The sequence below is a fragment of the Fusicatenibacter saccharivorans genome (genome assembly GCF_015557635.1).
Taxonomy (GTDB): domain Bacteria; phylum Bacillota; class Clostridia; order Lachnospirales; family Lachnospiraceae; genus Fusicatenibacter; species Fusicatenibacter saccharivorans.
Window position 1 is genome coordinate 128,131 of record NZ_JADNOP010000001.1, and the last position, 15,030, is coordinate 143,160.

A 15,030-nucleotide genomic window follows, 5' to 3' on the forward strand; every position below is an offset into this window, starting at 1 on the left:
GTCCTTTCTGCTGTCTTTTTCCGTCTGCAGCCTGCGGAGCTTCGAACACTCTATTTTCGTCTGCGCTCTTTGCCGGTAAATGTATCGATGTCTATGCGCCATACGGCAACGCGCTCCACCATCTCCGGCAGAAAAGCGATCTTCGCCTCCGGTGCGATATGCGCCATGATTTTTCCCAGGCCTTTCTTCTTTGCCCCCGGATCTGTCACCTCCGTGATGGTTCCGTTTCCCATGATACTGCGGTACGCATAGGAATACGCACACGTATAGTCACCTGTAATCACTTCATGGTTGTAATCCATCTCCACCGCCACGCGCGGATCCGCTGCAAATGCAGCCGCCTTCCGCCCTTCTTTTGCCCCATGCAGGTACAGACAGACGTGAAGAGTTCCATCTTCTTCCCGGACATCATATCCATAATTCATCGGCACGATAAACATGCCTTCCTCATCCATCGCCCCGATCCGCACAACCTCGCAGCTTTCCAGAATTTCTCTTAAAATTTCAGGATCTGTAATCTCCCGCTTTTTTAAACGCATTTCACGCATCGCAATCACACCTCTCTTATTCGCAGCTATTTATGATATGGCTCCCCGCAGTTAATGCGGTAGCTCCGGTAAATCTGTTCCAGCAGAATAACCCGCATCAACTGATGCGGAAATGTCATTTTCGAAAAACTGAGCGCATAGTTCGAACGCTTCAGAACTTCCTCGCCAAGCCCTAAGGAACCGCCGATCACAAAAATAATATGGCTCGTTCCCTGCACGCCGAGCGTATCTATTTTCTGGGCCAGCTCCTCGGATGTGAGCTGTTTTCCCTTAATTTCCAATGTAATCAGATAAGCGTCATCCCGGATATATTTGAGAAGGCGCTCTGCTTCTTTATTTTTGATATTCGTCTCTACGGTTTCACTCGCGTTGTCCGGCGTTTTTTCATCCGCCACCTCGATAATTTCCAGCTTTGCATAGCGGCTGAGGCGCTTCGAATACTCGGCGATCGCATCCCGCAAATATTTCTCTTTGATTTTTCCTACTGTTAATATCGTAATTTTCATTCTGTAATCTTAAAACCCTTTCGGATATCTGTCAAAAACACCAAAAGCCATATAGATCACTTTTTGTCCGCGTCTATATGGCTTTTAGTTTAGAAAAGCAATGCCTTATGCATTTTTGCTTTTGATATACTCATCAATTCCTTTAGCTCCGGCTTTTCCGGCACCCATAGCAAGGATAACGGTTGCTGCACCTGTTACAGCGTCACCGCCGGCGTAAACGCCCTCTTTGCTGGTCTTTCCGGTTTCTTCCTCAGCTACGATACATTTTCTTCTATTGACATCCAGACCGTAGGTGGTGGAAGAAATCAGCGGGTTCGGGGAAGTACCAAGAGACATGATAACTTCGTCTACTTCAATTTCGAACTCAGATCCTGGAATCTCAACCGGTCTTCTTCTTCCGGAAGCGTCCGGCTCGCCAAGTTCCATACGGATGCAGCGGATACCGGTTACCCAGTCTTTGTCGTCGGTCAGAATTTCTACCGGGTTGGTCAGAAGGTCGAAGATGATACCTTCCTCTTTTGCATGATGAACTTCCTCTGCACGGGCCGGAAGCTCTGCCTCAGAACGACGGTAAATAACGTGTACCTCTGCGCCGAGACGAAGTGCGGTTCTTGCAGCGTCCATAGCTACGTTGCCGCCGCCGACTACAGCAACTTTCTTGCCGTGTGCGATCGGGGTATCGTAATCATCGCGGAATGCTTTCATCAGGTTGTTTCTGGTCAGGAACTCGTTTGCGGAGAATACGCCGTTTGCGTTCTCACCCGGGATTCCCATGAACATCGGAAGGCCTGCGCCGGAACCGATGAAGACTGCTTCAAATCCTTCATCTTTTAACAGCTCGTCGATGGTAACGGATTTTCCGATGATAACGTTGGTCTCAATTTTAACACCGAGAGATTTTACGTTCTCGATTTCAGCGGCAACTACTTTGTCTTTCGGAAGACGGAACTCCGGAATACCGTAGCTTAATACACCGCCGGCTTTGTGAAGTGCCTCGAAGATGGTTACATCGTAGCCAAGTTTTGCAAGGTCTCCTGCGCAGGTAAGACCTGCAGGGCCGGAACCGATAACCGCGATCTTGTGGCCGTTTTTCTCTGCTGCCGGAACCGGTTTGATACCGTTTTCTTTTGCCCAGTCAGCAACGAAACGCTCCAGTTTACCGATGGAAACAGCGTCGCCTTTGATTCCGCGGACACATTTGCCCTCGCACTGGCTCTCCTGCGGACATACACGGCCGCAGACTGCCGGGAGTGCACTGGACTCACCAATAATTTTGTATGCTTCCTCGAAGTTTCCTTCTTTTACCTGTGCAATGAATGCCGGAATGTTGATATTAACCGGGCATCCTGTGATACATTTTGCATTTTTACAGCCCAGGCAGCGCTGTGCTTCTTCTACTGCTTCGTCTTTGTTGTATCCAAGACATACCTCGTCAAAATTTGTGGCACGTACCTTCGGCTCCTGCTCACGTACCGGTACTCTGTTTAATCCCTTTGCCATTATTTGTCACCTCCGCACTGGCCGCATCCACCGTGATGGGTTGCGCCTTCCTGGTATCTTAAGAGAGCTCTTCCCTCTTCTGTCTTGTACATCTGCTGACGTTTCATAGCCAGGTCGAAGTCTACCAGATGACCGTCAAACTCCGGTCCGTCTACGCAGGCAAATTTTACTTCATTGCCTACCATTAGACGACAGGCACCGCACATACCGGTTCCGTCTACCATGATCGGGTTCATGCTGACAACGGTCGGGATGTTCAGTTCTTTTGTCAGAAGACATACGAATTTCATCATGATCATCGGTCCGATGGCAACACAGACATCATACTGTTTGCCCTGGTTCTGTACAAGGTCGCGGAGTACATCGGTACCCATACCTTTTCTTACGTAAGAACCATCGTCTGTGGTTATGTACAGATTGCTGACAGCAGACATTTCTTTCTCGAGAATAACGAGATCTTTTGTCTTTGCTCCGACAATGGCGTCAGCAGTGATTCCATGCTCATGCAGCCATTTTAACTGCGGGTAAACCGGTGCAGTTCCAACACCGCCGGCTACGAATACGATCCGTTTTTTCTTCAGTTCTTCGATATCTTCGCTGCAGAACTCGGACGGCTGTCCCAGAGGTCCTACGAAATCCATGAAAGCATCTCCCGCTTTGAGATCTTTCATTTTTTTGGTAGATTCTCCGATCGGCATGAATACGATGGTGATAGTTCCTGCTTCTCTGTCGTAATCACAAATGGTCAGAGGAATTCTTTCTCCTTCTTCATCTGCCTTGACAATAACAAACTGTCCCGGGAGGCAGTGCTGTGCTACTCGCGGTGCTTCTACTACCATACGGTAGATGTTATTCGCGAGCATTTCCGCTTCTTGAATCTTGTACATAATATCCTCCTAATCTTGTTAGAAATATTTTAACAAAAGCACGACTTGGATTTTCGCGCATTTTATGTTAATACTTTATCACGTTTCCGGTTATTTGTAAACAACGGACAACGTCTTTTCCCATCATCCGTGTTCCTCCAGATAATTTTCGAACTGTTCCATGGACATCAGAACTTTTCTCGGCTTGGTTCCTTCCTCCGGTCCTACGACACCGGCATCCGCGAGCTGGTCCATGATTCTGGCCGCGCGGTTGAAACCGATTTTCAGCACTCTCTGGAGCATGCCGATCGATGCCTTATCTTTTTCGATGATAAATTTTCCGGCTTCCACGAAGTAATTATCGCGGTTATCTCCGCCGCCTGCGGCAGAACCGCCATCCAGGCTTACGGTGTGAATCCGTTTTTCGATATCCGGATCATAAGCGTTCTCGCCGTAGTGATCTTTTAAGTAGGCAACGACATCGCTGACCTCTTTATCCGAAACAAAGGATCCCTGCAGACGGGCCGGTTTCTGGTAATCCTGCGGCTTGTAGAGCATATCGCCTTTTCCAAGCAGTTTTTCCGCACCTCCCATGTCGAGGATCGTACGGGAATCTACGCTGGAAGAAACCGAGAATGCAATACGGGACGGCATATTTGCCTTGATAAGACCAGTGATGACATTGACGGAAGGTCTCTGTGTTGCAATAATCAGATGGATGCCGGCCGCACGGGCAAGCTGTGCCAGACGGCAGATCGCATCCTCCACTTCTCCCGGCGCAACCATCATCAGGTCGGCAAGCTCATCCACGATAATGACGATCTGCGGCAGTTTTTCCGGTTTTTTGCCGTTTTCATCCGGCGGCAGCTCGGCAACTTTTGCATTGTAGCCTTTCATATCGCGCACGTTGAATTCCGCAAATTTGTTATAACGGTCTGTCATCTCCGCAACCGCCCAGTTCAGAGCTCCGGAAGCCTTTTTCGGGTCTGTGACAACAGGAATAAAAAGGTGCGGAATGCCGTTATAAACAGAAAGCTCAACGACCTTCGGGTCGATCATGATCAGTTTGACGTCTTCCGGTTTTGCCTTATAAATAATACTCATAATCAGTGTGTTGATGCAGACCGATTTACCGGAACCGGTCGCACCGGCGATCAGAAGATGAGGCATTTTCGCGATATCTGCGATGACCGGCTGACCGGCGATGTCTTTTCCGACAGCAAAGGCCAGATTCGAAGAAAAGTTCTTAAACTCCGGTGTTTCAAGAAGATCACGCAGCATCACGGCCGTGTTCGTCTTATTTGGAACCTCGATTCCGACTGCGGATTTTCCCGGGATCGGTGCCTCAATGCGGACATCTGCTGCTGCAAGACTCAGCTTGATATCGTCGGTCAATCCGACAATCCGGCTTACTTTCACGCCCTGTTCCGGCATCAGCTCATACCGTGTGACGGTCGGTCCGCAGCTTACGTTATTGACTGTAACTTTGACACCGAAGCTGTCCAGCGTCTCCTCCAGTTTCCGCGCTACTTCCCGCAAATGCGCATCGGAATCGCCCATGGCACCGCGCATCCCTTTTTTCAGAAGATTCATCGGCGGTGTTTTGTACTCCGGCCGCTTTTCCTCTGCTTTTTTCCCGATTTCCTGACGAATGCCGTCTATATCCGCCTCGATCTCTTCACAGGAAGACCGCGGATTTCTCGTATGATCCGCAGACGTTTTCTCTTTTTTCGCCTCTTCTGCAGCTTGCCGTGTCATCTCCGGTCCTGTCTTTTCCGGCTCTTCAGCCGGCACAGAACCACGGTGAATCGAAAGCTCCGGCATCTCCATCTGATGGGTATCGTCGTTTTCGTTTAAATCAGCCTTCGATTCCACATGAGAAAGAAGGCGGGATTTCTTTTTCTTCCCGGCTTTTTTCGGTTCCTCCACTGGCTCAAGAATCAGCTCTTTTCCTTCCTCTTCCTCCATCGCAGCTTGGCGCGCCAGACGCTCCTGGCGGCGCTCCTCCGCCATCCGGCGGTGGTCATTCGTCTTTTCATGGATCGGCGCGAGAATCGGCTTCTGCGTCATCACGATCACGGAAATCACGATGGCGATCACAATAATCACCCACGCGCCGATCTGGCCGAATCCCATGCCGAGAATTTTCACGACAGACCCTCCTAAGATTCCTCCGCCGAGATGATCGTAGGCGCTGTCAAAATAGTAATCCAGAAATGTCGTATCTCTCGTATAGCCGGACGCCAGAAGCTGCATAAAAGCGCAGAAAAAGACGAAACAGCTGATCGCTCCCCCGGTTTTCCGCACAATTAAAAAGTTCTGTCTGTTTGCTATGTAAAATGCTGTTCCAAAGAAGATCAGAACCGGTGCTGCCCACTCTGTCACGCCGAAAAGGCCGAAAAAGAAGTCGCAGACAGCCTGTCCGATCACGCCGCCCATACCGAAATTACTGAGCATCAGCAGAATCGAAACAGCAAGCACGGAAAGCAGAATAATTTCTGCGCGCACTCCCTCGTCCATCGGCTCACGGACTGTGTTTTTCCTTGTGCCGGAGGTACGTTTTGCGGTACTGCTCTTTTTCACCGTTGTTTTTCTGGCCGTTGTTTGGGTCTGTTTCTTTTTTGCTGTCCCGGAAGCAGAAGTTTTTTTCTTTGTCTTCCCGCTTCCCTTTGTTGTATTTGCCATGCAGAACTTCTCCCCTTTCTCGTATTACAGCAGAAAATATCCTGCAATGGAGAATGTCCCGACAAGAAGACAGTACAAAGCAAAATATTTCAGTTTCCGTTTTTTCACCACACGCATCAGAATGCGGATCGTAAAGTAACCGGCAAGTGCCGCCATGAAAACGCCGACCAGATATACCGGATGAAAAACAATTTTATTTTTTCCCATGGTCGCAATTTCAACGATCGTTGCCCCGATAATCGCCGGAACACTCACAATCAGAGAGTATTTCACAGCGTACGAACGGGTCATGCCGCCGATCACACACGCAGAAATAGTCGAACCAAGACGGGAAAGACCCGGAATCGTGGAAAAGCCTTGGAAGAATCCGGCAATCAGTGCATCTTTCGGCTTCAAATTTTTCTGCGTTTTTTCTCCCTCCGGAAGCATATCTGCCACCACAAGCAGAATCGCCGTCAGATACAGACCAACGCCAGGTGCCAGCAGATTCGAGGAGGTCAGTGTGACAAGGCTCTGAATCATGCCGCCGATTACAGCAGTCGGGATGGTGGTCAGAATCAGCAGGAAAGCAAGCATACGGTAGTTGCTGCCGAGTACCTTCCGGTACTGCTTTCTCTCCTGATGCTGACTGGAAAAGTGTTCCTTTAAATTATGAAACAGATCGATTATGATTCCGCACAGCGCGAGGAAGAGACGTTTCCATTCCTTCGAAAATGTGAGCAGAATTGCAATCATGGAGCCAAAGTGCAAAAGCACATTGAAAAACACCGTCTGCGTATCTTCGATCTTCATAAAATGACGGAAGATAATCAGATGTGCGGAGCTGCTGATCGGCAGGAATTCCGTGATTCCTTGGATCAGGCCCAGAAATAAAGCTTCTATTACTGTCATTTTTTTATCCTGTTCCCTTATTTTTCTCTTTTGTGAAAGTCCGGACAAAACTTCCGTTCGAATTTTCACAGCGAACTCATTCTAACACAAAATCCCCTGAAACACAAGCCGCGCCGTGAAGTCAATTTTCTGTCCCTGCTGCCTTTTTCATCAGCTCATTCAGCTTTTCGAGCGCGCGGGCAATGCCGCCGACCTCGTCGATCAGACCTTCTTCCACTGCCTGCGGGCCGTCCAGCATTGTTCCGACATCCTTGACCAGCATTTTCGTATCGAGCATCAGCTCCTCGAGCCGTTCCTTGGTGATTTTAGAATGGGCCGATACAAAACCTGTGATCCGATCCTGCGTCTTTTCCATATTACGGTACGTCTGTGCAACACCGATGAACATGCCGTTTGTACGCACCGGATGAATGACCATGGTGGCACTCGGCACGATCAGCGAATAGTCTGCTGCAACGGCGAGCGGGACACCGATCGAATGACCGCCCCCTAAAACGAGCGATACCGCAGGCTTTCGCATGGACGCAATCATCTCTGCAATTGCAAGACCGGCCTCCACATCTCCGCCTACGGTATTCAGGAGAATCAGAAGACCATCAATACTTTTGTCCTCCTCGGCACGGGCAAGAGCAGGGAGAATGTGCTCATAGCGCGTCGCTTTCGTGCGCTCGCCGAGTGATTCATGCCCCTCCACCTCGCCGATGATGGACAGCAGATAAATGTTGGTCTTCAGTTCTACAATATTTTCTTTTTCTGTCTGGTTTTTCTGTGATTCTGCCATACGGATTTCCTCTTTTCTGCTATTCCAAAATAGCTTCATCAGTATGCGCAGATTCTTATGATTCTATGTAATTTCCAGTGAAATTACTCGTCCAGGTTGGTGTATACGTACTGTACGTCGTCGTCGTCATCCAGCAGATCCAGGGTACGGTTCAGGTCTTTTAATGCCTGCGGATCGGTCAGCTCTACGTAGGTCTGTGGGATCATGGTAACGTCTGCCTCTGCCATGGCGATACCGTCTTTCTCCAGAGCCTCACGTACTGCGGAGAAGTCATCCGGATCGGTGATGATTTCGTAGCTGTCCTCTTCGTCTGCGAAGTCTTCTGCGCCTGCATCCAGAGCAAGCATCATCAGATCGTCAGCATCCATTTCGCACTCTTCTTTGTCGATGATGATCTGGCCTTTTTTGTCGAACATGTAGGATACGCATCCCGGTGTTCCAACGCTTCCGTTTCCTTTGGTGAAAGCGCTTCTTACGTTTGCTGCGGTACGGTTCTTGTTGTCGGTCAGAGTCTCTACGATGATCGCGATACCATTCGGGCCATAACCTTCGTAGGTGATACGCTCGTAGTTGTCTGCGTTTGCATCTCCGGCAGCTTTTTTAATACCGCGGTCGATGGTATCGTTCGGCATGTTGTTTGCTTTTGCTTTTGCGATAACGTCACGCAGCTTGCTGTTGTTTGCCGGATCCGGTCCGCCCTCTTTGACAGCGATTACGATCTCACGGCCGATGATGGTAAAGATTTTACCTTTTTTTGCGTCGTTTTTTTCTTTCTTATGCTTAATATTGGCAAATTTTGAATGTCCTGACATACCTCTTTTGTCTCCTTTATTTAAAGTATTGCTTTTCTGTAAAAAGGTTTCCCCGAAAAACGGCAGAAGCCCATATAATATAGAATATAGCACGATCTTTCTCATTCGTCAACCGTGAACCGCGCCAAAAATACCCCTTATGTAGGCAGATCCAGGCTGATTTTCAGTGCTTCGTTCACAAGGGCCAGCTGTTCCGGCGTCAGATGACAGATTTTATCTTTCAGCCTTCTCTTATCGATCGTCCGAAGCTGTTCCAGTAAAATAACAGAATCCCGTACAATCCCATAGGCGGACGCTTCGATCTCAATGTGTGTCGGCAGCTTCGCCTTATTCATCCTCGATGTAATCGCCGCACAGATCACCGTCGGACTGTGCCGGTTGCCGATGTCATTCTGAATGATCAGCACCGGACGGACACCGCCCTGCTCACTTCCCACAACGGGCCGCAGGTCGGCATAATATACATCGCCACGCTTGATTACCACTTGTGCTCACTCTCCGATTCTTTCCGTTTTGCTTTCCCATACGATAACGATCCGGCGTTTTACGCCTTTTAAAATCGTTTCCATGTATTTAATATTGCCTGTTTTTCCGGAGGTATTCACAAATTTCATCCGGCACTTCAAAAAAGTCCGCCCGGAGTCCTTTTGAGAACCCGTGATTCTGATCTGCTTTGCTCAGATTGACTGCAATCCTCTGATAATCTCGGATGCTGTTACATAGGAAGCACTGCTTTTTTCTTCCGCAGCCTCTCCCGCCTTTCCATGCGCATATGCCGCCAGTGCCGCTGTTTTGGCAAGGCTGATTTTTTTCTCATTTTTTTCACACTGACGTTTTGCTGCAAAGGCGCCTGTGATTCCCGCGAGCACATCGCCGCTTCCCGCCGTCGCAAGCGCACTGCTTCCGCTTGTGTTTATGTAATACTGCTCACGCCCTTCCTCTGCTGTCACGGTTACGGAATCCTTTCGTACACAGCAGGCCTGGTATTTTTCGGCTGCCTTTCCGGCGCTTCCTGCCGGGTCACGCTGGCATTCTGCAATGGTCATGTGCAGCAGCCGTGCAAGCTCTCCTACATGAGGCGTTAAAATTTTTTCTGCCCGGCAGCCCGAAAGAATCTCTGCATCTTCTGCAATCAGATTCAGCGCATCTGCATCCAGAACAAGAGGAACTTCTGTGTGCTGCACCGTAAAAACGAGCAGTTCTTTTGCCGTCCGGCTTTTGGAAAGTCCCGGTCCCGCAACAACAGCGTCCGCCCAGGCGAGATCCTGCAGCAGGGCTTCTTCCGGAAGCGGCTCATCCTCCTTCCAGAAATCCGCCATTGCTTCCGGCAGGGCACAGAAAAGCGGCGTACGGTTTCTTTCCTCTGTCACAACCTTTACCATGCCGGCACCGGATGCAAGGACTGCCCTGGCACACAAAACAGCGGCTCCGCACATGGCACCGGAACCGGCAAGTACCAGCACCTTTCCGAAGGTTCCCTTATTTCCCATCGGCGTGCGGGTAAGAAACCGGTCCAGATCTTCTTTTTCCACTGAACCGTACCAGGGCGTCTCCTCTTCTCCTGCATCAAAGCCGATTCCGATATCACGGACCAGGACCTCTCCAGCATATCGTTTTCCAGGATCAAAAAGAAGCCCTGGCTTTGCACAGGCAAATGTCACCGTGGCTCTGGCTTTCACCGCCGCATCAAGGACCTCTCCGGTATCCGTGTGGATCCCCGAAGGGATGTCCACGGCAAGAACAGGAACACCGCTTGCGCAGATTGCTTCCACTGCCCTCCGGTACTCCCCTGCCAGCGGACGGGATACGCCAATTCCAAAGATGGCATCTATGATAACAGTATATTCCCGGAAATCCGGATTCTTAACCTCACGGACCCCATAATTTTCCGCAATTTTCTTCTGTGCTCTCATGCCTTCACTGTATTTTTCCGGATTTCCAAGACAGAACAGTTCCGCATCCACCCCTTTCGTCTTTAAAATCCGTGCAATTGCCGCACCGTCCCCTCCATTATTTCCGGGACCGCACACAGCAAGGACTTTTCCTGTATCCCATGTTCCATTTTGAAGCTCCTCCACGCAGGACAGCGCCGCGCGCTCCATCAGTACCAGGGACGGTACCCCCATGGTTTCGATCGTATTGCGGTCTGCCTGCTTCATCTGTGCTGCTGTAAGAATCCGTTTCATCGCTTTTCCTCCTTTTCCTGCCTTATCCGGAAAGTGAACAGAAAAAGTCTCCGGTTTCCCGAAGACTCTCCTGCTTTTGTTTTGGTTTCTTAATTGTTCTTTGGATGCTCCGCCTCATATCTGGTCAGATTGTAGGAGAGACGCATCAGACTTTCGGAAAGATGGACGTTCTCGACGATCACATCTTTCGGAAGTTTTAAGTTTAGATCGGTATGTGCAAAATTCCAGATTGCTTTTACACCGTTGTCCACGAGAATCTCTGCCATCTCTACCGCTTTTGCTTTTGGCAGTGTCAAAGCCGCAATCTCTACATGGTGTTCCTTGATAAATTCCGGAAGCTCGTCCGCCATGCGGATTTCAATTCCGCGCACGGAGATTCCTTTTAATACCGGGTTGACGTCAAAAATACCGACCGTTTTGAATCCGCTTCTTTCAAAGGCCGCATAATTGGCAAGCGCCTGTCCCAGATTTCCGGCTCCGACAAAAATCATATTGTGGACTCTGTCCAGACCTAAGATTTTTCCAATCTCGCTGTACAGATACCGCACGTTATAACCATACCCCTGCTGGCCGAAGCCGCCGAAATTATTTAAGTCCTGGCGAATCTGGGAAGCTGTCACTTTCATCCGCTCGCTCAGCTCACCGGAAGAGATCCGTTCTACTCCGTCCTCCAGCAATTCGCCCAGGTAACGATAATATCTAGGAAGTCTTTTGATAACTGCCCGCGAAATTCCTTTTTCTTCCAAGATAAATTCCTCCTTATTTACACCTACATATATTCATATTATATATGGTTGATAGAAAATTGTCAAAGATTTCTTGAAATTTTGTGTATTACTCTCTATAATAAGGATGGTGTATTATGTCAAAATACAGAAATATGTTATCTGGAGGAACCACATGATTCTTGCATGTCAGAATATCTCGAAAGCATTCGGGACAACGGAAATTATCAAAAATGCATCTTTTCATATAGAAGAACGCGAAAAAGCCGCACTGGTCGGCATCAACGGTGCCGGAAAATCGACGCTGTTAAAAATCATTATCGGCGAAATGAGGGCCGATGAGGGAGAGGTCATCCTCTCCAAAGGAAAGACGATGGGCTATCTCGCCCAGCATCAGGATCTGACCGGACACCTTTCCATTTACCAGGAAGTGCTGACCGCGAAACAGAATCTGATCGATATGGAGGAACGCCTCCGTCAGATGGAAAGTGATATGAAGACAAAATCCGGTGCAGAGCTGGATGAACTTCTTTCCACCTACACCCGCCTCTCCCATACCTTTGAACTGGAAAACGGATACGCGTACCGCAGTGAAGTCGTCGGTGTTTTAAAAGGTCTTGGCTTTTCCGAGAGCGATTTTGAAAAACAGGTGGACTCCCTCTCCGGCGGTCAGAAGACCCGCGTGGCACTTGGTAAACTGCTGCTCACCAAACCGGACATCATTCTGCTCGACGAGCCGACCAACCACCTCGATATGGACTCGATCTCCTGGCTCGAAACGTATCTTTTAAATTACAGCGGAGCCGTCCTGATCGTCTCCCATGACCGTTACTTTCTCGACCGCGTTGTCACAAAAGTCGTTGAAGTGGACAATAAAAAAGTAACAACTTTTGAGGGAAACTATACCGCCTACAGTCAGAAAAAAGCAATGCTCCGTGAAGCCGCTTACCACGCCTGGGTCAACCAGCAGCAGGAAATCCACCATCAGGAGGAAGTCATCGCAAAGCTGAAATCCTTCAACCGGGAAAAATCCATCAAGCGCGCCGAGAGCCGTGAAAAGATGCTGGACAAAATGGATGTTCTCGAAAAACCGACGGAAGTACGCTCCGATATGCGGATCCGTCTGGAGCCGCGCATCACCAGCGGAAACGATGTGCTGACCGTCGAGCATCTCTCCAAAGCCTTCCCGGGACAGACGCTTTTCCAGGATCTGAATTTCGAAATCAAGCGCGGGGAGCGCGTCGCAATCATCGGAAACAACGGAACGGGAAAAACGACGATCTTAAAGATCTTAAACGAAGTCATCCGACCGGATGCCGGCTCTTTTACACTTGGAAGCCGTGTACAGATCGGTTACTACGATCAGGAGCATCAGGTGCTCCACATGGAAAAGACCATTTTCCAGGAGATTTCCGACGCGTATCCGTATCTGACAAACACCGAAATCCGAAATGTGCTGGCCGCCTTCCTGTTTACAAACGACGATGTTTTCCAGCCGATCCACACGCTGAGCGGCGGTGAGCGCGGACGAATTTCCCTTGCCAAGCTGATGCTCTCCAATGCCAACTTCCTGATCCTCGACGAGCCGACCAACCACCTCGATATCGTCTCTAAAGAGATTCTGGAAAATGCATTGAAGGACTACACCGGAACGGTGCTGTATGTCTCCCACGATCGTTATTTTATTAACCAGACCGCAACCCGGATTCTGGAGCTGACGGGACAGACACTCGTCAACTATATCGGAAATTACGATTACTATCTGGAGAAAAAAGAAGAGCTGACCCGCATCTATGCTCCTGCTGCCGATGCCGCCGCTCCGGAAGAAACAGCGGCTCCTTCCGAAGCCTCCTCCACAAAGCTGGACTGGAAAGCGCAGAAAGAAGAACAGGCACGTCTCCGCAAGAAAGAGAACGAGCTGAAAAAGACGGAGAAACGAATTGAAGAGCTTGAGACACGCGATTCGGAAATTGATGAGGAAATGTCGAAACCGGAAGTCGCAACGAATGTGGCAGAGTGTGTGAAATTAAGCAAAGAGAAAGCAGAGATTGCCGCGGAACTCGAAGAGCTGTATGAAAAATGGGAAGAGCTTGCCGAGTAGGCCTGGTTTTCCCCGGAAAAATTCAAAACAGAAAAAGCCGGTCCGGTGCATCCCTTTTTGCGGGAATGCCGGATCGGCTTTCTTTTTTGCTTCGTTTAATTATTTCTCCAGCTCCTCGCGGATGGCCAGGACGAAATCACGGCTGTTTAATACGGTCGGATTTTCCATGGTGGTGATCAGCGCAAGGTCTTTTGTCATTTTTCCGCTCTCGATCGTTGCGATCGTTGCTTTTTCCAGACGGTCTGCAAATGCGGAAAGTTCTGCGTTTCCATCCATTTCCCCGCGTTTTCTGAGTGCGCCGGTCCATGCAAAAATGGTGGCCACGGAGTTGGTGGATGTCTCCTCACCTTTTAAGTGACGGTAATAGTGGCGCTGTACGGTTCCGTGCGCAGCCTCGTACTCGTAATATCCGTGCGGGGATACGAGAACAGAAGTCATCATCGCAAGGGAACCGAAGGCGGAGGATACCATGTCGCTCATGACATCGCCGTCGTAGTTCTTGCAGGCCCAGATAAAGCCGCCCTCTGCTTTCATGATGCGGGCAACGGCGTCGTCGATCAGAGTGTAGAAGTAGGTAATGCCTGCTTCTGCAAATTTCTCTTTGTACTCTGCATCGAAGATCTCCTGGAAGATATCCTTGAAGCGGTGATCATACTTCTTGGAAATCGTATCCTTGCTTGCAAACCACAGATCCTGTTTCGTGGACAGTGCGTACTCGAAACAGCTTCTCGCAAAGCTTTCTATGGAGTTATCCAGATTGTGCATGCCCTGAATGACACCGGCGCCGGTGAAGTTGTGGATCAGCTCTCTTGTCTCGGTGCCGTCCTCAGCCGTATAAACCAGCTCTGCTTTTCCCGGTCCCGGAATGCGCATTTCTGCATTTTTATAGACATCCCCGTATGCATGACGGGCAATCGTGATCGGTTTTTTCCAGTTGCGCACGCACGGCTCGATGCCTTTTACGACAATCGGGGTACGGAAAACGGTTCCGTCGAGCATGGCACGGATCGTTCCGTTCGGGCTCTTCCACATTTCTTTCAGATTGTACTCGGTCATACGCGCTGCATTCGGCGTAATGGTGGCACATTTGACTGCTACACCGTATTTCTTGGTAGCGTTTGCGGAATCTACGGTTACCTGATCGTTCGTCTCGTTTCTGTGTTCCAGTCCCAGATCGTAATATTCCGTTTTCAGGTCAATAAACGGAAGAAGCAGCTCATCTTTGATCATTTTCCAGAGAATTCTGGTCATCTCATCTCCATCCATCTCTACCAGAGGAGTGGTCATCTGAATTTTTTCCATAGTAGGCCTCCTTTTTCTATTCCCGTTTATTGTATAAAGTATCCTATAGCTTGTCAAGTCAAAATTCGCCTGATTTTTTGGCATTTTCCCATAAATTCACACAATTTTTGCAGGATGAGAGGTGTTT

At 49.3% G+C, this 15,030-nt stretch carries 13 protein-coding genes; 1 reads left to right on the top strand and 12 read right to left on the bottom strand.

Going from position 1 to position 15,030, the window contains the following annotated elements; translation table 11 throughout:
• Positions 1 to 50: 50 nt before the first annotated feature.
• The 11 genes from I2G42_RS00605 to I2G42_RS00655 all read right to left on the bottom strand — a co-directional run bounded on the left by I2G42_RS00605 (position 51) and on the right by I2G42_RS00655 (position 11,521).
• Positions 51 to 548, bottom strand: coding sequence for a pyridoxamine 5'-phosphate oxidase family protein (locus I2G42_RS00605; RefSeq protein ID WP_118600927.1), 498 nt, complete (start codon positions 546 to 548; stop codon positions 51 to 53).
• A gap of 26 nt (positions 549 to 574) precedes the next feature.
• Positions 575 to 1,054 carry a 23S rRNA (pseudouridine(1915)-N(3))-methyltransferase RlmH gene (rlmH, locus tag I2G42_RS00610; RefSeq protein WP_022462565.1) on the bottom strand — a complete coding sequence of 160 codons (480 nt, stop codon included), beginning with the start codon at positions 1,052 to 1,054 and terminating at the stop codon, positions 575 to 577.
• Between the two features lie 105 nt (positions 1,055 to 1,159).
• Positions 1,160 to 2,554 (bottom strand): NADPH-dependent glutamate synthase, encoded by a 1,395-nt coding sequence (gene gltA, locus I2G42_RS00615; RefSeq protein WP_022462566.1) that lies wholly within the window; start codon positions 2,552 to 2,554, stop codon positions 1,160 to 1,162.
• Complete coding sequence (locus tag I2G42_RS00620; RefSeq protein WP_055217977.1) at positions 2,554 to 3,441, bottom strand: sulfide/dihydroorotate dehydrogenase-like FAD/NAD-binding protein; 888 nt, start codon at positions 3,439 to 3,441, stop codon at positions 2,554 to 2,556. Before I2G42_RS00620 ends, gltA begins: the two co-directional genes overlap by 1 nt.
• 123 nt (positions 3,442 to 3,564) lie before the next feature.
• Positions 3,565 to 6,105, bottom strand: coding sequence for an FtsK/SpoIIIE family DNA translocase (locus I2G42_RS00625; RefSeq protein ID WP_082424934.1), 2,541 nt, complete (start codon positions 6,103 to 6,105; stop codon positions 3,565 to 3,567).
• A 24-nt stretch (positions 6,106 to 6,129) separates the two neighbouring features.
• Complete coding sequence (locus tag I2G42_RS00630; RefSeq protein WP_022462569.1) at positions 6,130 to 6,996, bottom strand: undecaprenyl-diphosphate phosphatase; 867 nt, start codon at positions 6,994 to 6,996, stop codon at positions 6,130 to 6,132.
• Between the two features lie 121 nt (positions 6,997 to 7,117).
• Positions 7,118 to 7,777: a ClpP family protease gene (locus I2G42_RS00635; protein WP_022462570.1), complete on the bottom strand. Its 660-nt coding sequence runs from the start codon at positions 7,775 to 7,777 to the stop codon at positions 7,118 to 7,120.
• Between the two features lie 83 nt (positions 7,778 to 7,860).
• Positions 7,861 to 8,589, bottom strand: a complete 729-nt coding sequence (locus I2G42_RS00640; protein WP_022462571.1) for a YebC/PmpR family DNA-binding transcriptional regulator — start codon at positions 8,587 to 8,589, stop codon at positions 7,861 to 7,863.
• A gap of 137 nt (positions 8,590 to 8,726) precedes the next feature.
• A complete protein-coding gene (locus I2G42_RS00645; protein WP_022462572.1) occupies positions 8,727 to 9,074 on the bottom strand; it encodes a type II toxin-antitoxin system PemK/MazF family toxin in 348 nt (115 codons plus the stop codon).
• Positions 9,075 to 9,266: 192 nt separating this feature from the next.
• Positions 9,267 to 10,775 (bottom strand): NAD(P)H-hydrate dehydratase, encoded by a 1,509-nt coding sequence (locus tag I2G42_RS00650; protein WP_195530619.1) that lies wholly within the window; start codon positions 10,773 to 10,775, stop codon positions 9,267 to 9,269.
• 89 nt (positions 10,776 to 10,864) lie between these two features.
• Positions 10,865 to 11,521, bottom strand: a complete 657-nt coding sequence (locus I2G42_RS00655; protein ID WP_022462574.1) for a redox-sensing transcriptional repressor Rex — start codon at positions 11,519 to 11,521, stop codon at positions 10,865 to 10,867.
• A gap of 154 nt (positions 11,522 to 11,675) precedes the next feature.
• Here I2G42_RS00655 and I2G42_RS00660 point away from each other — a divergent pair, with 154 nt between their 5' ends.
• Positions 11,676 to 13,601 (top strand): ABC-F family ATP-binding cassette domain-containing protein, encoded by a 1,926-nt coding sequence (locus tag I2G42_RS00660; protein WP_195530620.1) that lies wholly within the window; start codon positions 11,676 to 11,678, stop codon positions 13,599 to 13,601.
• Between the two features lie 99 nt (positions 13,602 to 13,700).
• Here the strand turns inward: I2G42_RS00660 and I2G42_RS00665 are convergent, their stop codons facing one another.
• A complete protein-coding gene (locus tag I2G42_RS00665; protein WP_195530621.1) occupies positions 13,701 to 14,903 on the bottom strand; it encodes an NADP-dependent isocitrate dehydrogenase in 1,203 nt (400 codons plus the stop codon).
• Positions 14,904 to 15,030 lie beyond the last annotated feature (127 nt).